This window comes from Sorangiineae bacterium MSr11367, assembly GCA_037157805.1.
GTDB lineage: Bacteria > Myxococcota_A > Polyangia > Polyangiales > Polyangiaceae > Pendulispora > Pendulispora rubella.
In genome coordinates this window covers 10039781-10062328 of the sequence record CP089983.1, presented here as the reverse complement: position 1 = coordinate 10062328, position 22548 = coordinate 10039781, and the positions used below count along the sequence as shown (strand labels likewise).

General features: G+C 68.6%; 8 protein-coding genes. 2 read left to right on the top strand and 6 right to left on the bottom strand.

Features of this window, described 5'->3' with window-relative positions:
- The first annotated feature begins 1 nt into the window (after nt 1).
- Nucleotides 2-9406, top strand: a complete 9405-nt coding sequence (locus LVJ94_38745) for an SDR family NAD(P)-dependent oxidoreductase (GenBank protein WXB02834.1) — start codon at nt 2-4, stop codon at nt 9404-9406.
- A gap of 11 nt (nt 9407-9417) precedes the next feature.
- Nucleotides 9418-16062 carry an acyltransferase domain-containing protein gene (locus LVJ94_38740; protein WXB02833.1) on the top strand — a complete coding sequence of 2215 codons (6645 nt, stop codon included), beginning with the start codon at nt 9418-9420 and terminating at the stop codon, nt 16060-16062.
- 2 nt (nt 16063-16064) lie between these two features.
- Here LVJ94_38740 and LVJ94_38735 read toward each other — a convergent pair whose 3' ends face one another.
- From LVJ94_38735 to LVJ94_38710, 6 genes are read right to left on the bottom strand one after another with little or no spacing between them, the layout of a single operon-like run.
- A complete protein-coding gene (locus LVJ94_38735; protein ID WXB02832.1) occupies nt 16065-17306 on the bottom strand; it encodes a hypothetical protein in 1242 nt (413 codons plus the stop codon).
- Nucleotides 17307-17347: 41 nt separating this feature from the next.
- The gene (locus LVJ94_38730; GenBank protein ID WXB02831.1) at nt 17348-18445 is read right to left on the bottom strand and encodes an ABC transporter permease; all 1098 of its coding nucleotides are present in this window, start codon (nt 18443-18445) and stop codon (nt 17348-17350) included.
- The gene (locus LVJ94_38725) at nt 18442-19569 is read right to left on the bottom strand and encodes an ABC transporter permease (GenBank protein ID WXB02830.1); all 1128 of its coding nucleotides are present in this window, start codon (nt 19567-19569) and stop codon (nt 18442-18444) included. Before LVJ94_38725 ends, LVJ94_38730 begins: the two co-directional genes overlap by 4 nt.
- A complete protein-coding gene (locus LVJ94_38720) occupies nt 19566-20507 on the bottom strand; it encodes an ABC transporter ATP-binding protein (GenBank protein ID WXB02829.1) in 942 nt (313 codons plus the stop codon). The genes LVJ94_38725 and LVJ94_38720 overlap by 4 nt, the downstream gene beginning before the upstream one ends.
- Entirely contained in the window at nt 20504-21370 is an 867-nt protein-coding gene (locus LVJ94_38715) for an ABC transporter ATP-binding protein (GenBank protein WXB02828.1), read from the bottom strand. Before LVJ94_38715 ends, LVJ94_38720 begins: the two co-directional genes overlap by 4 nt.
- Nucleotides 21367-22425, bottom strand: a complete 1059-nt coding sequence (locus LVJ94_38710) for an efflux RND transporter periplasmic adaptor subunit (protein WXB02827.1) — start codon at nt 22423-22425, stop codon at nt 21367-21369. The genes LVJ94_38715 and LVJ94_38710 overlap by 4 nt, the downstream gene beginning before the upstream one ends.
- Between the last annotated feature and the right edge of the window lie 123 nt (nt 22426-22548).

The window sequence follows — 22548 nt, the reverse complement described above, 5'->3', positions numbered from 1 at the left end:
CGTGGATACGACTGCCCTTCTCGAACAGAACAAAAAAGCCCTCGTCGCCATCAAGGACCTCAAGGCACGGCTCGCGCGTGCCGAGTCCGTGGCGCGTGCACCGATTGCCGTGGTGGGCATGGCGTGCCGATTTCCGGGAGGCTGCCGCACGCCCGACGATCTGTGGGCCCTCTTGCGTGAAGAACGCGATGCCGTGGGGGAGGCGCGGTGGCCCGACGCGCTGTTCGACGCCGGTGCCATCACCACCCGCGCCTTGGGGCGCATCGACCACGAGGCCGATTTCGATCCGGAGTTTTTCCACGTCTCACCGCGCGAGGCGGCGAGCATGGATCCGCAGCACCGGCTCTTGCTCGAGGTCGCGTGGGAGGCCTGCGAAAATGCAGGGATATTGCCGGAGAAGCTGCAGGGAAGCCGCACGGGTATCTTCGTCGGAATTGGCAACAACGATTACGGCGATTTCGAATTACGCAATGCCGATTTGAATGCCGTGAGCGCACACGCGGGAACGGGAAACGCCGCATGCCTCGCGGCGGGGCGGCTCTCGTTCTTCCTCGGGACCAAGGGCCCGGCGCTGGTCATCGACACCGCGTGCTCGTCGTCGCTCGTGGCCATTCACCAAGCGTGCGCGAGCCTTCGGCAAGGGGAGTCCGAGGTGGCACTCGCCGGCGGCATCAACCTGGTCTTGAGCCCCAACGGCAGCGTGTTCCTCACGCGGTTCGGCGCGCTCTCCCCCACGGGGCGGTGCCGCGCCTTCGCGGAGGCCGCCGACGGCTACGTGCGCGCGGAAGGTTGCGGCGTGGTCGTGCTCAAACGGCTCGACGACGCGCAGCGCGACGGAGACCCCATTTGGGCGGTCATCCGCGGCTCCGCGTTGAACCACGATGGCCGCAGCGGCGGGCTCACCGTTCCCAATGGTGCGGCCCAGCGTGAGCTCCTCCTGGCCGCACTCGCCAACGCGGGGGTCGCGCCGCAGCGCATTGGCTACCTGGAGGCCCACGGAACCGGCACACCCCTGGGCGATCCCATCGAAATGGGCGCCATTGCCGCCGTCTTCGGCAGCGCACCGCGGCCCGACGCCCTGCGCGTGGGCTCGGTGAAGAGCAACCTGGGGCACACGGAGGCGGCCGCCGGTATCGCGGGGTTCATCAAGGCGGCCTTGTGCCTGCGGCATCGCGCCATTCCCGCGCATCTGCACTTCGAGACGCCGAGCTCCCGCATCGATTGGAACATGCCCGTGGCGGTCCCCACGCGCCTCGAGCCTTGGACGGCCGAGGGACCTCGCATGGCCGGGGTGAGCTCGTTCGGCTTCAGCGGCACCAACGCGCACGTCATTCTGGAGGAAGCTCCGCCCCGCGAGGCCCGCCGTGCCTCGCGTTCGGGCACCCAGCTTTTGTGCCTGTCCGCGCACCATGAGCGCTCGCTGGTGCAACTCGCGGCAGCCTACCGCGATCGTCTCTCGGAAGAAGACGGCGTCGCAGACGTGTGCCACACGGCCGCGCGCCGCCGCGTGCACCATCGCAACCGGCTCGTCGTGCAGGGCACGACCGCCGACGATCTGCGCCGTGCCCTGTCCGACTTCCTCGAGGAAACGCACCACCCGGCCGTGGTGCGGGGCGAGACCGTGCTGGATGGCATGTCGAAAACGGCCTTCGTCTTTTCGGGGCAGGGGAGCCAATGGATCGGCATGGGGCGCGAGCTCCTGGCCAGCGATCCGGACTTCGCGAGCGGCCTGCGCTTCATGGACGTGCCATTTCGCGAGGAGTTCGGCTGGTCCCTGGTGGACGCGCTCCTCGCGGAGCCGTCGCAGTTGGACCGAACGTGCATCGCGCAGCCGGTCATCGTTGCCCTGCAGATCGCGCTCGCGGATCTCTGGCGGCGTTGGGGCGTGGTGCCCGATGCGGTGCTCGGCCACAGCCTGGGCGAGCTCACGGCCGCGTACCTCGCCGGTGTGCTCCCCCGCACCGAGGCGCTGCACCTCGCCGGGCTGCGAGGTCGCTTCATGGACGAGGCCACCGGTCGCGGAAAGATGGCCGAGCTCTCGTGCAGCGAAGCGGACGCGCGGCGCTACGTCGAGGGCCACGAGGACGAGGTGGCCATCGCCGCGCTCAATGGCCCCGAGACCACCGTGCTCGCCGGGGCGACGGAGGCGCTGGGCCGGATCCTGGAGCGCGTGGCCAGCGATGGCATCAAGCATCGCCTCCTTCGCGTGGACTACGCCTTTCACTCGCCGCAAATGCGCGCCTTCCGAGAGCCCTTCGAGGCCGCACTGCGCGGGTTGAACCCCCGCCGCGCGGAGCTTTGCCTCTACAGCAGCGTCACCGCCGCCCCGGTGCGTGGCGAGGACCTGACCTCGGGCTATTGGGGCAGAAACCTCACCGACGCGGTTCGTTTTCACCCGGCGCTCGTGGCGATGCTGCGCGACGGCTACCGCGCCATCGTCGAAATTTCGCCGCACCCCGTGCTGTTCGCGTCCATCCAGGAGACCCTTCGCCGCGAAGGCGTCGCGGGGGCGGCCGCCTACTCACTGCGCCGTGGCGTGGCGGAGGCCCCGACGCTTCTCGCGAACGTGGCCGCGTTGCACGTCGCCGGTTACCCCATCGACTGGAGCGCCATCTACCCGGGTGAGGCGGACGCCGTGTCCTTGCCCGCGTATCCCTGGCATCACCGCCGCTTTTGGCCCGCCTCTTCGGAGCTTGCCTCTTTGGAGAACGCACCCGCCAAGGCGCCCGCGCAGGAGCCCTCGTCGAAGCTCTGGAACGAGCTCCAGGCCCTGGGGACGCTCGCCCGTCCCCCGCGCATCGAGCGGCACGTGCGCGAGCAGCTGGCCCGCGTGCTCCACCTGGCGCCTGATGCCGCACCGTCCAAGCGCACTTTGTTGAGCGACTTGGGCATGGACTCCGTGGGCGCCGTCGAGCTCTCCAAGGCCCTGCGGCTCACACGCGGGCACGAGCTCACGCCAGCCGTGGTCTTCGAGCGACCGACCATCGAGGGCCTGACCGACTACCTCGCGCGCGAGTTCGACCGCCTTCGCGGCGTCGAGGTTGCGGTGGCTGCACCCGAGGCGACCGTGTCCGTGGCGTCCTCGTCGGAGCCCATCGCGATTATCGGAATGGGCTGCCGCTTTCCCGGCGGCATCGACGACCCGGAGTCCTTCTGGCAATTCCTCGAGGAAGGTGCAAACGGCGTTCGGGAAGCGCCCAAAGAGCGTTGGGACCTCGCCCGCTATTACGATGAGGAACCCGGCACGCCGGGCCGCATGTACACGGCGCACGGTGGCTTCTTGACGCGCGTCGATGGTTTCGATGCGGAGTTTTTCGGCATCTCGCCGCGCGAGGCCCAGAGCATGGACCCGCAGCAGCGCATCTTCCTGCAGACGTGCTGGGAGGCCCTGGAGAATGCGGGCATCGCGGCCGAGACGCTGGAGGGCACCCGGACAGGCGTCTACGCAGGCATCGTCAATCAGGATTACGCGATGATGCAGATGAAGGACACCGCGCACGGCGAAATGGATACGTATTTCGCCACGGGCCACCCGCACTGCGTGGTGAGCGGGCGCGTGTCGTACCAGCTTGGCCTGCGCGGGCCGACTTTGTCCGTGGACACTGCGTGCTCGTCGTCGCTGGTGGCGTTGCACCTGGCCTGCCAGAGCTTGCGGCTCGGGCACAGCGATCTCGCGCTGGCCGGGGGCATCAACCTGCTGCTGATGCCGGAGATCTACATGATCCGCTGCCAGGCGCGGATGCTCTCTCCGAGCGGGCGTTGCGCGACCTTCGATGCGTCGGCCGACGGCTACATCCCGGGGGAGGGCAGCGGCGTGGTGGTGTTGAAGCGCCTCGGCGATGCACTTCGCGACGGCGATCGCATCGACGCGGTTCTGCGAGCGACCCACGTGAACCACGATGGACGCAGCAACGGCATGACCGTTCCCAGCGGCAGCGCCCAGCGCGAGTTGATGCTCGCCGCATTGAACGAAGCGGGGCTCGAGCCGCACCGCGTGGGCTACCTCGAGGCGCACGGTACGGGCACGAAGCTGGGCGATCCGATCGAGATGGCCGCGATCCAAGACGTCTATTGCGCGGATCGCCCCGCGGAGACGCCGCTTCTCATCGGCTCGGTGAAGACGAACTTCGGCCACCTGGAGTCGGCGGCGGGCATCTGCGGTCTCATCAAAGCGGTGCTCGCGCTCCGGCACGGCGCCGTGCCGCGCAATTTGCACTTCACCGAGCTCAATCCGCACATTGAATTGCACGCGGCCACGCGCATTCCCACCGAGCTTACGCCGTGGCGCGCGGCCGGTCCGCCGCGGTGCGCGGCGGTCAGCTCGTTTGGCATGAGCGGCACCAACGCGCACGCCATCCTGGAGGAGGCCCCGCCGCGCGCCCCCAAGTCTCAATCTGCAACGACGGACGTGCGGCTCGTTCCCCTCAGCGCGCACCATCCCGAAGCGCTGCGCGCGCACGCGGCGCGGTTGAAGGCGCACTTGGAGGCAAGGCCCGAGCTCTCGCTCGACGACGTGCTGCACACGTTGCACAAACGCACCCCGCATCGCCAGCGCGCCGCCTTGCGTGCGGGCTCCTTGGCGGAGTTGCACGAGCAGCTGGCAACGGTGGCCGCCGGCGAAGACGACGCGCGCTGCGTTCGGACCGACGAGGTGGCGCTGGGCGATCCCAAGGTGGTCTTCGTGTTTCCCGGGCAAGGCTCCCAATGGATCAAGATGGGGTGCCAGCTTCTGGAGCGCGAGCCCGAGTTTGCCGCGGAGTTGCAAGAGGTCGACACCTGGATTCAAACGTACGCGGGTTGGTCGGTGCTGGCGGAGCTGCGCGCCGATGCGGAGGCCTCCCGGTTGGATCAGGTGGACGTCATTCAGCCGTGCATCTTTGCGGTGCAAGTTGGTCTGGCGCGGCTATGGCGCTCCTGGGGCGTCGTTCCGAGCGCGGTGATCGGGCACAGCATGGGCGAGGTGGCGGCGGCCTACGTCGCCGGGGTGCTCTCGCTCGAGGATGCGGTGTGCATCATCACGCGGCGCAGTCAAATCGTGAAGCGCACGCGCGGTAACGGCGCCATGGCGCTGGTGGAGCTCGGCCGCGAAGAGGCCGAGCGCGCCCTTACAGGACAGCCCGAGGTCGCCGTTGCCGCCGAGAACGGCCCGCACACGGTGCTGCTCTCGGGGGCGCCGGGGCCCATGGAGCAGGTGCTCGAAGAGCTGCGGCGGCGGGACGTCTTCTGCCGCGCCGTGAAGGTCGACTACGCGTCCCACTCCCCGCAGATGGACGCCCTTCGTCCCGTGCTGAACGATGCGCTCGGCCAGGTGCGAGCGCGCGAGGCGAAGGTCGCTTTCTACTCCACGGTGACCCATCGCGTGGAGGACGGCCTCGCGATGAATGCGTGCTATTGGGCCGACAACCTGCGCGAGCCGGTGCTTTTCTGGCCGGTCCTTCGGAAGCTGGTCGAGGACGGACACAACGTCTTTCTGGAGATCAGCCCGCACCCGGTGTTGGTGCCGGCGATGACGCAGGGCTTGCAGCACCTCGAGGCCAAGGCGCTCACCCTGCCGTCGTTGTACCGCGACAAATCCGAGAGCGACTGCCTGCTCGAGGCGCGCGCCCGGTACTTCTGCGCGGGCGGGCGGCTGGCTTGCGTCTCGCCGGAAGGTGCCGAGGTGCTCGCGCTGCCGAGCTACCCATGGCAGGAGCAGCGTTTCTGGTACACACCGAGCGCGCAGGCGGCAGGCGCCAGTGCGGTGGGCCGCATGCTCGAGCGGGTCGCGACGACGGCGGATGGGCGGCGCATCTGGGAGAGCGCCATGAGCCCCGCCATGATGCCCTCGCTGGCGGATCACCGCGTGAATGGCATGGTGCTGTTTCCAGGTGCCGGGTACGTCGAGTTGGTGCTGGAGGCAGCCGCCGAGCTCGGGCTGTCCGGCGCGACGCGCATCGACGCGCTGGAGATCCGGGCGGCGCTGGTGCTTCGCGAGGACGGGGCGCGCACCGTGCAGGTGGAGCTCACCCCGCTCGACGAGCGGACGTTCGCGTTCGCCATCGGCAGCCGGGACGACGACGGCGCCGTATGGACGCGCCACGCCGATGGCCTCGTGACGCGTGAGGCGGGCGAGGCCGTCGGATCGACGGAGCCGCTCGAGGCTCTGCGCGGGCGTCTTTCGCAGCGCGTTTCCGCGGAGGACCATTACCTGCGTACGCGGGAGCGCGGCCTCGAATATGGCGCGGCGTACCAAGTCGTGGGGAGCCTTTTCTGCAGGCCCGGCGAGGTGCTGGCGGAGCTCCAGGTGCCGGCCGCCGTTCAGGGGGAGCTTTCGGGATGCCAGGTGCACCCAAGCTTGCTCGATGGCGCGTTCCAAGTGATCGACACGGCGCTTTCCGGGTTGGATCGCGTGGACGAAGGTGCGGTGTACCTTCCGTCCGCCCTTCATGGGGTGCGCCTTCATCGCAAGCCGGGGGCGCGCATCGAGGGGCTGCATGCGCACCTGAAGCTGCTGGAGACGGCCGCCCGGGATCCTGCGACGGTGGAGGCGCAGCTTTGGCTTCGCGACGCCGACGGAGCTCCGGTGCTCAGCGTCGAGCGGTTCGTCATCCGCCGCGTGGAAGGCCAATCCGAGGTTCCGAGCGAGTGGTTTTACCAGCTTCACTGGCAACCGCTGGAGGCATCACCCCGGCCTGTGGCGAAGCGCGATGAATCGTGGCTCGTGTTCGCGGACGCGGGAGGTCTCGCGGCGGCCGTTGCCGATCGGCTGGCGCCGGTGGGCGTGAAGACGACCCTGATTCGCAAAGATACCAAGGTCGCATTTCGCGAGCTCTTCGAGCAGCATCCACCGAGCGCGTTCACGCGGGTGCTCTATTTCTGGGGCCTGGATGCACCGTCGCTCGAGGCGGAGCCCGACGTTCTGCCCGCGGAGCTCCCCGAGACCGAGTCGCTGCTCGAGCTGGTGCAGGCCCTCGCGGCGACCGATCCGCAGCCTTGCCCGCGCCTCTGGGTGATGACCTCGGGCACGACCCCGCGGCAAGCGCCCCTCTGGGCCATGGCGCGCGTGCTGGACTACGAGCATCCCGAGTTCAAGACGGTCTCGTGCGAGCTGGATCGGCGCAGCGTGGACCTGTTCGTCGCGATGCTCTGCGCCGAGCAGGTGCCCGACCAAATGCGTCTGCGCGCTGGCATCGCCCACGAGGCGCGCCTCACGCGCTACGTGCCGCCTGCCGCCCCATCGGCCGCGCCCGAGATCGATCTTGCGCAGACCTTGACCTTGCTGCGCCGCCTGGCCCCCTTCGAGCGGGGTCGCACGTGGCTCGTCCTCGGCGCCGAGCCGCGACTGCACGAAGCCATCACGCGCGAGGCCGCGTTGCATGACACGCGCGTCCTCGCCCACGCGGAGGATCCCGTCGACGTCATCGTGAACCTCGCCGCGCCGGCCACCGCCGCCCGCATGGGCTCCTTGCTCGACGCCCGCGGAACCTTCATCGATTTCTCGGCCTCCAAAGCGCCTCCGACGCTCCCATCTTCGGCCACCTTCATGTCATTGCGCCTCCCTCGTCAGCCCGTGGCGGAGGAGGGCCAGGGCTGGGGAGACGCATCCGGCAGCTACCTCATCACCGGCGGCCTGGGGGCCCTCGGCCTCCGCGTGGCAAGCTTCCTCGTCGATCGCGGCGTACGCCATCTCGCCCTGCTCGGCCGCTCCGCCCCCGACGCGCGAGCCCAAGAGGCCATCCGCGCCCTTCAGGCCCGGGGCGCCCACGTCCGCATCTTCGCCGCCGACGTCGCACGCCGCGACGATCTCCAAGCCGCCCTCCACGTCATCGCCCAAGGCGGCGCCCCGCTCCGCGGTGTCGTCCACTGCGCCGGCATCCTCCGCGACGGCGCCTTGCTCCAGATGGACCGCGCCAAGTTCCGATCGGTCCTTGACAGCAAGGTTGCCGGTGCCTGGAACCTCCACGCGCTGACGCGCAACCTGCCCCTGCAGCACTTCGTCCTCTTCTCCTCCGTCGCCTCCATGCTCGGGTCCCCGGGCCAAGGAAACTACGCCGCGGCCAACGCCTTCATGGACGGCCTTGCCGCCCACCGTCGTGCGCGCGGCCTTCCGGCCCTGGCCATCCAGTGGGGCGCCTTCCGCGACATCGGCCTCGCCGCCAACGCCGAGCGAAGCGGCATCGCAGGCATCGCACCCGAGAAAGGCATGAAGGCCCTCGAGCTCGCCCTGCGCGGGGGCGAGACGACGCTCGGGGTCTTTCCGTTCCCGTTTCTTCTCTGGCGCAAACTCAATCCGCAGATCGCCAAGAACAGCCTCTTCGCGACCATCCGCGCCGAGAGCCGCTACCGCGACGACGAGACCTCCCGTGATGCTTCCATCGCCGAGGCCCTCGCCGCCGCCGCCCCCCGCGCGCGCCGCGACCACCTCGACGGCTTCCTCAAGCAGAATCTCTCGCGGGTCCTCAAGGTTCCCGTCGAGCACGTCAGGCCTCAGCTCACCTTCAAGGAAATGGGCTTCGACTCCCTCATGGCCATCGAGCTGCGCAACCGCCTCGAGGCCGGCCTCAGCGTCTCGCTCTCCTCCACCTTGATCTGGCGCTACCCCACCTTGGACGAGCTCGCGACCTTCCTGCTCGAGCGCGTCGCAGGCCACGAATCCACCGCAGCACCGGCGCCCTCCGCGGGCCGCTGGCTCGTGCGCGAGCGGCCGAACCCATCGGCCAAGCTGCGTCTCCTCTGCTTTCCCCACGGCGGCGCCGGAGCATCGGCCTTCCAGGGATGGTGGCAGCAGTTTCCCGAGGACGTGGAGATCCTCGCCTTCCAGCCCCCGGGTCGTGAGGAGCGCCTTCAGGAAGAACCCGAGCGCAGCATGTCCGCGTACGCGTCCGCCATCGTGGACGAGCTCGAGCCGCTCCTCGACACGCCGTTCGCCGTCTTCGGATACAGCCTGGGAGGGCTCACCGGCTTTGCCACCCTCGCGGAGTTGCGCCGGCGCACCGGGCGCACGCCTCGGCACGTGTTTGTCTCTTCGTGCTTCGCCCCGCACATCCCCTTTGCGGAGACGACCTTGAGCCGCGTCTCCACGCAGCAGTCCGCGCTGAAGGCGATGGCCTTCTACCAATCCACGCCCGATTCGGTGTTTCGCGACCCCGAAATGCAAGCACTTTTGGCGCGATCCATGGACGCCGACAACTCCGTCGTTGAGTCCTACCACTTTGGCGACGAACGCCCGCTCGAGTGCCCCATCACGGCATTCGCGGGCCGCGCGGACGACCTGGCGCCGCTCGAAGAGCAACAGCGCTGGCGCGAGCTCACCACGGGTCGCTTCGACCTTCTGCCCTTCGAGGGCGATCACTTCTTCTTCCTGCGCGACAAGCGCGCCGTCCTGACCGAGCTGCAACGTCGCCTGCTCCCGCTTCGATCGAAATGAGAACGTCCACCATGTCCGCTTCCGTACTCTCCCGCGATGCCCTTCAGGCCTGGATCGCCGCCTGGATTGGCGAGCAACTTGGTCTCTCCACCGCCGCCGTTTCCGTGCACGCGCGCCTGCGTGATCTCGGCCTCGACTCGGCCCGCGCCACGCAGCTCGTGGGCGAGCTCTCCGCGCAGGTGGGCCGGCCGCTGGCACTCACGCTCCTATGGGATCACCCCACCATCGCCGAGCTCTCGACGCACCTCACCGAACCACGAAGCCCCGCCCCGTATTCTCCTCCCACCCTGCAGCGAGGGGTTGGGGAGGGAGCCAATCTTTCGGTGGCCATCATCGCGATGGCCTGCCGTTTCCCGGGCGGCGCGGAGACGCCCCAGGCCTATTGGGACCTCCTGGTGCAGGGGCGCGATGTCGTGGGGCCCGTGCCCGCGGATCGGTTCGACGCCGAGGCGTTCTACGATCGCGATCCGTCGGTACGCGGCAAGGCCGTGACCAAGTGGGGCGGCTTCCTTGAGCGCAGCGACACGTTCGATCCGTACCTCTTCGGCATCTCGCCGCGGGAGGCCGTCGAGATGGATCCGCAGCAGCGCATCCTCCTCGAGCTGGCCTGGGACGCGTTCGAGGGCGCGGGCATCGCCAAAGAGGCACTTCGCGATCGCGCGGTCGGAGTCTTCGTCGGGTCGATGTGGAACGACTACGCGCGCCTTGGGCGCGGCGGCCCTCGCGCCATCGAGCCGTTCACCGCGACGGGGCAGGACGATAGCATCATCGCCGCGCGCATCTCGTACGTCTTCGGACTGCGCGGCCCCAGCATGAGCCTCAACACGGCCTGCTCGTCGTCGCTCGTGGCGGTGCACCTTGCGTGTCAGAGTTTGCTCGCGGGCGAGTCCGAGCTGGCGCTCGCGGGGGGCGTCAATCTGATCTTCGGCCCGGACAGCACGCTCGCCATGTCCAAGTTCGGTGGCATGGCCCCCGATGGCCGCTGCAAGGCCTTCGATGCGCGCGCCAATGGCTACGTCCGCGGCGAAGGCGCCGGCGTGGTGCTGCTCAAACCCTTGCAGCGCGCGCTCGCCGACGGCGACGTCGTTCACGCGGTCATCCGCGGCTCGGCGGTGAACAATGACGGCTTCTCCAATGGCCTCACTTCCCCGAGCCCCGCCGCGCAGGCGGAAATGCTGCGCCTCGCGTACGCGCGGGCCGGCGTCAGCCCTGGGGACGTGCACTACGTCGAGGCGCACGGAACGGGGACCATGCTCGGCGATCCCATCGAGGCGGGCGCCTTGGGCGAGGTGCTCGGGCGTCATCCGGATCGCAGGCAGCCGCTGCGCATCGGGTCCGCCAAAACGAACCTCGGTCACCTCGAGGCGGCGGCCGGCATGGCAGGCCTCATCAAGACCGTGCAGGCGTTGAAGCACCGCCGGCTGCCACCGTCGCTGCACTTCGAGACGCCCAACCCGAACATCGCCTTCGACGCGCTGAACCTCGCGGTGCAGACCGCGCTGACAGCCTGGTCGCCGGAACCGGATAACGCAGATAGGCCGCTTCTCGCAGGCGTCAGCTCCTTCGGCTTTGGCGGTACCAATGCGCATGTGGTGTTGGAGTCGTTCCGCACCGACCCGAGTCCGGTCTGCGCCGCGAAAGGGGAGGGGACCCGGCCGGTCTTCGTGTTCACGGGCAATGGCTCGCAATGGCCGGGCATGGCGCGCGACCTGATGCAGCGCGACGCCGTGTTTCGCGCGGCCGTGCAACGATGCGACGAAGCCTTGCACGCCCACGGTTGCGAAGGTGTGGCGCGAGCCTTGGAGAGCGGGCGCTTCGACGTGCAGCAGGTGGACTTGGTGCAGCCGCTGCTATGGGCCGTGCAAGTCGGCCTGGTCGCCATGTGGCGGGGCTGGGGAATCGAACCCGCGGCGGTGGTCGGGCATAGTGTCGGCGAGATTGCGGCGGCATGGGCCGCGGGCGCGCTGGACCTCGACGAGGCGGCCCGCGTGGTGGTGCATCGCAGCCGATTGCAGCAGCGATGCGCCGATCAAGGCGGCATGGTGCTCGTGGAGGCGCATGTCGGGGCGGCGCAGGAGCTCATCGACGCGAGCGCGCCCGGGCGCCTGGCCGTGGCCGCACACAACGCGCCCGCGCAAACCGTCGTGAGCGGCGAGCTGGCTGGTCTTCGCGACTTCGTGGCGGAGGCCACGAAGCGCGGCGTGTCCGTGAAAACCGTGCGCGTGAACGTGGCGTACCACGGCCCGCAGATGCATCCGCTGCGCGACGAACTGCACCGCGCCCTCGAAGGCATCGCCCCCATCGCTCCGCGTATTTCGATGGTCTCGACGGTGACGGGCTGCCCGATCGACGGTCCGCTGGACGCCGCATATTGGGGCCGCAACATGTGCGATCCGGTTCGCTTCGGCGAGGCGATCAAGGCCCTGATCCGCGACGGGCACCGCATCTTCCTCGAGGTGGGCCCCCACCCAACCCTGGCCAAAGCCATCGAGGCGCAGCTCCATGATGGCTTCGTGGGGGCGAGCCTGGAGCACGAGCGCGAGAGCCGCACCCGCTTGCTCGAGACGGCGGCGCACTTGTTCCAGCACGGGGTGACGCCGGTGCCGCCTTCGCCGCGTCCGCGCCTCCTGCCGCTCTCCGCCCACACCGAGGCGGCGCTCGAGCAACGGCTTTCCGACGTGGGCCGCCACATCGAGGCTCACCCCGACGTCGATGTCGAAGCCTTGGGCCGTACGCTCGCGCGCGGGCGAAGCCATTTGCCCCACCGTGCCGCCTTGGTGGCGTCGTCGGTCACGGAGATGGCGGAGCTTTTGCCGCTCCGTGCCTCGGCCTCGCTCGAGGGACGTCCGCGCATCGCCTTCGTCTTCCCGGGGCAGGGATCGCAGTGGGTTGGCATGGGGCGGCAGCTCCTGGAGACGGAACCCGTCTTTCGCAAGGCCATCCATCGATGGGAGCCTCTGCTGGGCGAATTCACCGATTGGTCCCTCCTCGAGCAGCTGCAGGCCGACGAGACCACCTCGCGCCTCCACCAGGTCGACGTCATTCAGCCCGCGATTTTCGCCATTCAGGTGGCCCTGGCCGTGCTTTGGCGCTCCTGGGGCGTGCACCCGGACGTGGTCATCGGCCACAGCATGGGCGAGGTCGCTGCGGCCTATGTCGCCGGGGCGCTCGATGCGCGCGACGCCGCGCGCATCATCTGCCTGCGCAGCCGCATCGCTCAGAAGACCAGCGGGCGCGGGGGCATGGCCATCGTCGAGCTTTCGCCCGAGGAGGTGCGCACCGTCCTCGCGCCGCACACGGCCACGGTGAGCCTTGCGGCGTGCAACGGCCCCACGTCCTGCCTGCTCTCCGGCGACGTCGAGGCCTTGGAGACCATCGGCGAGGCGTTGCGTGCGCGCGACATCTTCTTCCGCCCCGTCAATGTCGACTACGCATCCCATAGCCCGCAGATGGACGCGATCAAGGACGAGCTCGAGCAGGCCCTGCGCGAGACGCGTCCTCGCGCCCCCTCGGTGCCGTTTCACTCCACCGTGGATGGCACCCTCGTCGACGACGCGCGCTTCACCGCGGCGTACTGGGCGCGGAACCTTCGCGAACCCGTTCTCTTCCACCAGGGCATCACCGCCCTCGAACAGGGCGGCTTCAACGTCTTTCTGGAGATCAGCCCGCACCCCGTGCTCACGTACTCGATCGCCAAGACGATCGCCGAGAGAGGGCGCGCGGAGAGTTCGCTCATCCTTGGCTCGCTCAAGCGCGACGAGGACGAGCTGCGCGCGCTGCTGACGTCCCTGGGGACACTCTTTGCCGCCGGCGGAACCGTGGATTGGTCCGCGCAGTATCCGCACACTGGCACACCGCTCGATCTGCCGGGGTACCCCTTCCAGCGTGAACGCTATTGGTTCGACCCGCCGCGCGAGCAGGCGGCGACGGGGACGCGGGGCCATGCGCTGCTGGATCGCTTCGTCCGTTCCACCTTTCCGCGCGAGCGCCTCATTTGGGAGGCCGACGTGGGCCTCGAGCGGTTCCCGTACCTCGCGGATCATGGCGTGGGTGGCGTGGCCGTCTTCCCAGGCACGGGCTACATCGAATGCGTCCTTGAGGCCGCGCGAGAGCTTCACGCCGGCGCCCCCGTCGAAATCGCGCGCATCGTCTTCGAGAAGGCGCTGTTCCTCGAGGCCGACGCGAAGACCTTGCAGCTCTGCATGGAGGCCGAAGGCGCCGGCCACCGCTTCGCGCTTTCGAGCTACGATCCGGCCACCGATGCATGGACGCGCCACGTCACCGGCGAACTGCATCGCAGCGCTTCCTCCTCCGAGGGCGACGACGCCCCCTTCATCGCCACGGGCGAACCCGTCGACGTGGCGACGTTCTACGGGAACCTCGAGCGCGCAGGCAACGGCTACGGTCCCCGCTTTCGCGCCGTGCAGAGTCTGCACGCGCGGGGCGACGGTGTCGTCGGCCGCATCGTTCTCGACGACGCGCTGAGCACCCAGGGCGCGCGCATCCACCCCGTCGTCTTCGACGCCTGCTTGCAGGTGATGGCCACCCCCATTGCCCTCCGCACCGCCAACGCCGAGGGGCGCGAGAGCGCGTTCATGCCCACCCGCGCCGAGCGCATCCGCGTCTTCCACGACGCAGGCCGCGCCGTCCAGAGCCATGTGCGCTTTCTCGGGCGCGGCCCCATCGCCGACGACGCCGGCGATCTCTACGCCGACATCGACGTCATCGACGACACCGGACGTCTTCTCGCCCGCGTCGAGCACATCTGCTTCCACTTGCTGGAGCACGCCACCTCCGCGCCGCGTCCTTCGAGCGAGCTGCTCTACCGCGTCAGCTGGGAAGAGGCGCCAGCGCCTCCGCGCGACCCCGCGACGAAGCGGCAACGCTGGTTGATCGCGGGCGATCCCGGCGGCCTCGCGGACGCCGTGGCCGATCGCCTCCTGGCCGCGGGCCATGTCGTTCGCATCCGCCAGCCGGACGACGACCGCGCGTGGACCGAATCCGTCTCCGGCATCGTCCACCTCGGGAACATCGATCTGAGCGAACCGTCGACCTCCGGGTGCCGAAGCGTCGCGCAGCTTCTGAAGACCCTCGACCACCTGCCGACGGCACCGCGACTCTGGCTCGTGACGCGCGGCGCGTGGGGCGCTTCCCCTGCGCAAACCCCGATATGGGGCCTCACGCGCGCCATCGCGCAGGAGCACCCTGCGCTGTGGGGCGGCATCGTCGATCTCGATCCGGAGGATGCGCTCGAGCTCCAGGCGGAGCGGCTCGTCGCGGAGCTTCTTGCAAAGGCTCCCGGCGAGGATCGCATCCTCTATCGGGACGGGCGTCGCCACGTCGCACGTTTGCTCCGCGACAGCACCCCGGGCCACACCCCTGCGTCCTTCCGCCCCGATCGCGCCTACCTCGTGACGGGCGGACTCGGAGCCCTCGGCCTGCGCCTCGCGGCCTGGATGGTCGCCCACGGTGCACGCCACCTGATCCTGCTCGGGCGCACGCCGCTCCCGCCCCGTCGAACCTGGTTGCACGAAGGCCACCCCGCGGACCTTCGCGCGAAGGTCGACGGCATCCTGCACCTCGAGCGCCTCGGTGCCCACGTTGCCACGCCCGCGCTGGACATTGGCGATGCGGCGGCGTTGAACGCGTTCCTCGACGGGTACGCCCAGGAAGCGCGTCCGCCCATCGCGGGCATCGCGCACCTGGCGGGCGTCATCCGCCCCGAGCTCTTGACCGCGTTGCGCGAAGACGCCCTCGAGGAGGCGTTCCAATCCAAAGTGCACGGCGCCTGGAACCTGCATCGCGCCTTCCCCGGCGACACCCTCGAGTTCTTCGCCCTCTTCTCGTCCGCCTCCGCGGTGCTCAACTCCCCGCTCTTGGGAAGCTACGCCGCCGCCAACGCCTTCCTCGACGGACTCGCCGCGTTCCGGCGCACCCGGGGCGAGCCCGCGCAGTCCTTCAACTGGGGCTTCTGGGCCGAAGCCGGCATGGCCACCCGCGATCTTCACTTCGACGGCGAGTCGCAAGGCATGCGCAGCTTCAGCCCGGCCACCGGCTTGGATCTCTTCGGCGCGCTCCTCGCCCGCAACCCGGCGCAGACCGTCATCATGGACGTCGACTGGCCCGTGTGGAGCCGTGCCTACCCCGACGCGGCCGCATCGCCACTCCTGCGAACCCTCCGAGCCGACTCCAGCGCACCCACCGAAGCCGCGCCGCGAGAGCCGGCTCTCCCGAAGCTCGCCGAACTCGCCCCCGACGAGCGCAAAAAGCTCGCCGAAACCCTCCTTCTCGAGGAACTCTCCGCCGTGCTCAAAATGCCCGCGTCCAAGATCTCCCGAACGGCGCGGCTCGGAAGCATGGGTCTCGATTCGATGCTCTCCCTGGAGCTACGCAACCGCCTCGAAAAGCGCACCGCCCTCACGCTTCCCGGAACCCTCGCGTGGAACTACCCGTCCGTGGAGCGCCTCACCGGCTTCCTCCTCGAAAAGCTCGTGACCAAGGAGCCAGAGGTCGTCGAGGTCAGCGAAGCCGCCCCGACGGACATCATCCAGGCCCTGATGCAACTGGGCGTCCTCGAGGTCGACGATCCCGTCCTCCAGGATCCCGTCGCGCTGCGGAGCCTCATCCAGGAAGCGCAACACTACTTGGAGGCGTAGCGCTACGTCTTCTCCGAGGCCACCGGCCAGCGTGTCGTGGCCCACAAATAGAGAAGCAATGTCGTCGACTCCAATCGAGCGTCCACCTTGTCCGCGGGGGTCATGGCCCTCGCGAGGCTGGCCAGGCGCGCGATGCGGGTCAGATCGCACAGGGTGGCCGCGAGCGACGGAAGCTCGAGCAGCAGGTGCGCGCGGAAGGCCAGCGCGAACACCAGTCCGTCGTTCGCCGAGGGCACCGGCTTCGGGTGCGGCTTGCGCAAGAGGCCCTCGGCGAGCTTCGCGGCCCAACGTGCGCCTTTGGGCTGCGGCCCCGCGGGATCCAAATAAGTCTCCAGGCGCGCGGCCTCCGACGTCATGCGCGTTTGCAAGGTTCGCAGCCAGGCGTCGGTCAGTGTTCCGCCTGGAACGCGAAGGCTCGTCGTTGCGCTTTCCAGAATGCGCACCGGATCCATGCCCGGCACGGTCAACACGTCCGCCAAGGCGCGTGCCCATTCCAGATAGCCCGCGCGCGGCAGGCTCCGGGCATCGTCCACGCGGACCTGCGGCGGGACCTGCGGAACGGTGGTGAGCCCTTGCAGCGGATTGGTCGGCCACTCGTCGGCATCCTCGGAACGGTGCACCGTGCGCGCGGCGCAGGCGCATTGCGGAAGGATGCTCACTTCGAACTGATTCCCGCAGTGAACGACCTGCAGCGGATACTGCCGGCACGTCCAAGGCTTTGCCGCGGCGCCGGCCAGCTTGTGAATGCGGCACCCTTCGCCCGTCAGAAATGTGCACCCATCGCCCTCGAGAATGGGCGTCAAAAGGTCGCGCCGGCCGAGCGTCGACGGTGCAAATCCGTCCTCGGGCTTCATCGGAGGCTTACCCGGCTCGAACCGCTTCAAGGCATCCACGGCGCGCCGGCTCTCCTCCGGCGTGGCGGGAATCACGGGGTACTGCGAACAGCACGCGCCCGAGAGATCGCAATCCACCGCCAGCGCGCCCGTCACCACGGGCAGCCCCGGCCGTCCTCCCTTGCCGCGTTCGTTCGCCGTGAGCGTGTGCTCCACGAACTGTGGCGTGCGCGGCGCCAGATCGCGCGCGGCGTCGTACGCGGGCAGCTCCGGCGGATGATCCATGTCGTCGAACTCGAGGGCAGGACCGAAGGGCCGCAGGACCAAGAACCGCCGCAGCCGTCCGCCTTCCCGTCGATGCACCAGCTGGGTATAGGCCTTTTCCGCCATGTCCAGCCGCGTGCTTAGCACGCGCGCCCTCGCGACGGAAAGCCTTGGTTCTTGCAGGCTCGTTAGCCGATTTGCTTTCGAAATCGCCATGACGCCCCCGCGAGCAACCCCACGCCGAGGATCGCGAGCGATGTCAGTGCTCCGAGCACATCGCCCAACGACGCGCGGCGCAAGAGAACGGAGCGGCAGATGTCGACGAAGTATTTGACGGGGTTGATCCAGGTGATGGGCTTGATCCAACCCGGCATGGCATCGACCGACGTCAGAAACCCGGACAGCAATATCGCCGGCAGCAGGAAAAAGAAGCCGCCCATGAGCGCCTGCTGTTGCGTGCGGGCGATCGTCGCAATGAACAGACCGATGCCCAACGTGGCCACCAGGTACACGGTAGTCGCCAGAAAGATCAGGCCCACGCCGCGAAGGGGCACATCGAACAAGAGATTGCCCGCGAGCAGAATGAGCATCTCGTCCACCAAGCCGAACATGGCATACGGAATGGTTTTCCCCACCATGAGCGTCACGCTCGACATGGGCGTCACCAAGAGCTGCTCCATCGTTCCCACCTCGCGCTCGCGCGTCAGCCCCATCGCCGTGACGATGGACGTCACAATCACGAGAACCGCCGCCGCCGTGCCGGGCACCATGAAAAGCCGGCTCTTGAGGCCCGGATTGAAGAAGAACCGCGGCTCCAGCACCATGACGGGGGCTGGGCGCATGGACGGTGCGGCCTGCATCGCGACGAATTGCTCCAGCGCATTCATGGCCGACTGCGCCTGCGAAGGATCCGATCCGTCGACCAGCGCCTGCACCCGCGCGCTCTCCCCCGTGCCCAGCTTGCGTGAAAATTCTCGCGGAATGACCAGCGCCATCGACGCTTCGCCATCGCGAAGCGCCGCTTCCGCATCGCGGACAGCCTTCACGTGCCGCAGGTGAAAGGTGCCCTCCGCCCCGAGCGCCTCGGTGAACTCCGTGCTTTCGCGCGAGCGGCTTTCGTCGACCACGACCCCCGTGACGCGCGTGAGCTCCAGGTTGGCGGCGTACCCGAAGACGGTGACCTGGAGCACGGGGACGACGAGCAGCACGGCGAGCATCCGCTTGTCGCGAAAGACCTGGATGAACTCTTTCTTGATCAAGGCCACCAGTGTGTACGGACGGATCATGCGATGACCTTTCGGAACGACTTGGTGGACATGGCCAGCATGGCCAGCGCAAACAGCGCGAGCGCACCCGCGTCGGGAAGCATCGACACGAGCGAACCATCGCGCAGGAGGATGGCCCGCAGCGCGCTCACGAAATGCCGCGCGGGCAGCACCTGCGTGAGGATCTGCAGGACGCGGGGCATGTTGTCGATGGGGATGATCAACCCGCTGAGCAGCGCCGCCGGCAGCATGGAGGTGACCGCAGCGAGCTGCGTAGCCACCATTTGATTGCGCGTGGCCACGCTGATGAGAAGCCCCTGGCCCAGGCACGCGGCAAGAAACAAGGACGAGACGGCGAAGAGCACCAGCAGCGATCCGCGAATGGGGACGTCGAAGAGCCACGTTCCGACGGTGAGGACCAGGAGCATCTGGACCATGCCCACGCCGAAGTAGGGAAGGAGCTTGCCCACCACGATCTCCAGCCGCGAGACCGGCGTGGCGAACAGCTGCTCCATGCTGCCGCGCTCCCATTCGCGCGCGACGGTGAGGGCGGTGAGGAGCACGCCCATCATCGATTGAATGAAGGCAATGAGCCCGGGCACGAGGAACACCGTGGAGCGCAGCTCAGGGTTGTACAGCGCACGCACCCGTGCCTCGATGCGTGCCGGCTCGTCGCCGAGCACCTCGAGCCTCCGCGCGCGGTTCGTATTCTCGGCAAAGCGCGATACGTAGCCGACGGCGGTGCCGGCCACCACGTTGTCCGCGGCATCCACGAGCACCTGCACGCGCACGGCTTCGCCCCGGGCCAAGCTCGCGCTGAAGCCCTTGGGAATGACCAAGGCCATCTGCGCCTCGCGCCGTCGGAACATCGGTTCCACGTCGGCCTCGTGCTCGAGGTCCGCGGTTCGATCGAAGGTCTTCCCCGAGAAAAGATGTTGCGCGAGCAACCGGCTCTCCGCCGAGTGATCGCGGTCCACGATGACCGTGCGAATGTGGTCCAGATCGAACGAGACCGCGTACCCGAAGAGAACGAGCAGCAGCAGCGGCATCACCAGCGCGAAGTACAAGGTCGCGGAGTCGCGCCCGATGTGCATCCACTCCTTCTGGGCCATGGCCCACGTGCGGCGCAGCGCTGCGAGGTTCACGGCGCCGCCTTTCGTGTGACCACGGCGAGGAACACGTCCTCCAAGGTCGCCGAAATCGGTTCGATGGTGGCCTCGCCTGCGCCGGCCGACCCGAGTGCTCGCGCAATGGCGTCGGCGTTCAGCCGTGCGTCGCCGCCCACGTGAAGCCCTGCGCCGAAGGGCTCGACCCGTGTGACACCGGGCAGGGCGCGCAGCGGCTCCTGCGGCAATGCCGGGCCGCGTATCTCGTAGATGACGCCGGGGACGTACGTCTCTTTGAGGCGCGACGGCGTGTCCAGCGCGACCAGCTCGCCGTCCACCATCAGCCCGACGCGATGGCAGGACTCGGCCTCGTCCATGTAGTGCGTCGTGACGAAGATGGTCACGCCCGACTCGGCGATGCGGCGAATCGTGCGCCAGAACGTGCGCCGCGCCGCCGGATCGACGCCCGCCGTGGGCTCGTCCAAAAAGACGATGCGCGGCTCGTGAAGAAGCGCCGCCGCCAGCGCCACCCGCTGCCGCGTGCCCCCGGGCATCGCGCCGGTGAGCGTCGCATCGCTCGGATCGAGTCCCACTTCGTTCATCAAATCGCGCGCGCGTTTTCGGCGCTGTGCGGGCGGCAGGCGGTAGGCGCCGCCGAAGAAGTCCAGGTTCTCGAACGCCGTCAAATCGGGATAGAGCGAGAACTTCTGCGACATGTACCCCACGGAGAGCCGCACGCCCTCCGAGTCCGTCGCCACGTCGTGCCCCGCCACGATCGCCGTTCCGCCCGACGGCACGAGCAGCCCGCACAGGATGCGGATGGTCGTCGACTTCCCCGCGCCGTTCGCCCCGAGGTACCCAAAGATCTCCCCCTGCTCGACGTGAAACGACACCCCGCGCACCGCACGAAAGTCGCCGAACCTCTTCTCGAGCCCACGAACCTCAATGGCGGGAGCACCGGTCCCATGGGGCATCATGGAAGCACCTCTGGTGCTCCCTCCCCCCCCGCCGGAGGTCCGTCGCTTGCGGCGGCCGACTTTCCACGCAGAGGGCTCGGGGAGGGGGAGTCTACGACGCTCAGGTAGAAATCTTCGAAATCGTGCCGGGCACCCGGCACGTGCTCGAGCGAGGCCACCAGGGCTGCTGGCGCCCCCTCGGCAAGCACCACCCCGTGCGAGAGCAGCACCACGCGCCCGCACCGCGCAGCTTCGTCCATGTATGGCGTGGCGATGAGCACGCCCATGCCCTGGCCGACGAACTCGTAGAGCAGCGCCCACAGCTCGCGCCGGCTCACGGGATCGACCCCGTTGGTCGGCTCGTCGAGCACCAGCGCCCGCGGTCGATGCAGCAGCGCACACGCCACCGCCAGCTTCTTGTACATGCCGCCCGACAGCTTGCCCGCTGGCCGATCCCGTGCCCGATCGAGCAAGGTCATGGTGAGCAGCTGCTCTCGCCGCTCCTCGAAGACATGGCGCTTCAAGCCGAACAGCCGCGCGAAGAACGTCAGATTCTCCTCCACCGACAAATCGGGATACAGGCTGTACTGCTGCGGCATGTACCCGAGCGACTCGCGTGCATCGCGCCCGGCCCCGTCCCACGTCGCGCCGCCCACGGTCACCGTGCCGCCATCGATGGCCACCAGGCCCACGAGCGCGCGAATGAGCGAGGTCTTCCCCGCGCCATCGGCCCCGACGAGCCCCAAAAGCTCACCCTCGCGCAGCGTCAGCGACGCTCCCGAAAGCGCCCGCGTGTCGCCGAAACACTTTGTAACATTGAGCGCTTCGAGCAACGTCTTGGCTCCCTCCCCCGCAGGGGGAGGGCTGGGGTGGGGGACGGTCACGGCAGCGTGACCTCCGCCGGCATCCCGGCGCGCAGCGATCCGTCGTCATTGTCGATGTGCACCTCCACGGCGTACACGAGCCGATCGCGGTCCTCGCGCGTTTGCACGTTGTGGGGCGTGAACTCCGCTTCGCTCGCCACGCGCTGCACGCGCCCTTCGAACACGCGTTCCGGATAGGCATCCACTCGCGCCACTGCGCGCACCCCGATACGTGCACGTGCGAGCTCCGCATTGGGCAAGAAGAACACGACCTTCGCCGTCGACAGGTCGATGGTCCCTGCCACCCGGCTGCCTGGCGCCACCACCGCGCCCGGCTCGAGGAACCGATCCGTCACGACGGCGTCGCGTGGGGCGAGCAAAGTGCACTCCGCCACGCTCGTCTCGGCGCGCGTCACCTCGGCCCGCGCCGACTCCACGGCGGCCCGTGCGGCCTCCACCCGCGTCCTTGCAGCCTGTGCCGAACTGCGGGCGCTTTTGGCGGAGAGCACCGTGGTTTGCAACGCGGCGAGCGCAGCCCTTCGCTGCGCATCGAGCTGCTCGCGCTGCGTGTCCGTCCGCTCCCATTCGACGGCGGCCACCACCCCTTCGCGATGCAGACGCGACGTGCGATCCGCCTCGCGAGCGGCCTGCTCCGCGGCCGCCATGGCCGACGCTCCTTCGGCCCGCGCCGATGCCGTCTTCGACGCCACCACCAATGCGTTGTCGTGTGCGTCGAGCGATTGCGCCTCGGCGACATCGACATTCGACTCCGCAACGCGAAGTTGCGCCTGCGCGGAGCGAAGGCTAGCCTCTTGGTCGATGCAATCGAGCCGTGCAATCACCTGCGATCGCTTCACGGTGTCGCCGGCCTGCACGAGCACTTCGCGGATGCGCCCTTGCACGCGCGAGCTTACGACGACCTCCGTGCCCTCCACCGTTCCCGAACCACCGGAGGGTTTTCGAAGGTCGGCCTGCTGTGCATGCACGCGCCACCCGAGCGCCCCCGCAAGTGCTATAGCGCCGAGCACCGCCGCAACCGCACGTTTCGGTGGCGCGAACCGACTTCGCTCTTTCATCGCCCCGTCCTCTGCAAGTTTCTCTGCAGGTTTCTCTGCAAGTTCGCGACGCTGAGCCGTCGCCCCACCAGGTTTTGGTGAGCACTTACTTACCAACAAGTACTTACTTACCAACCCACCATC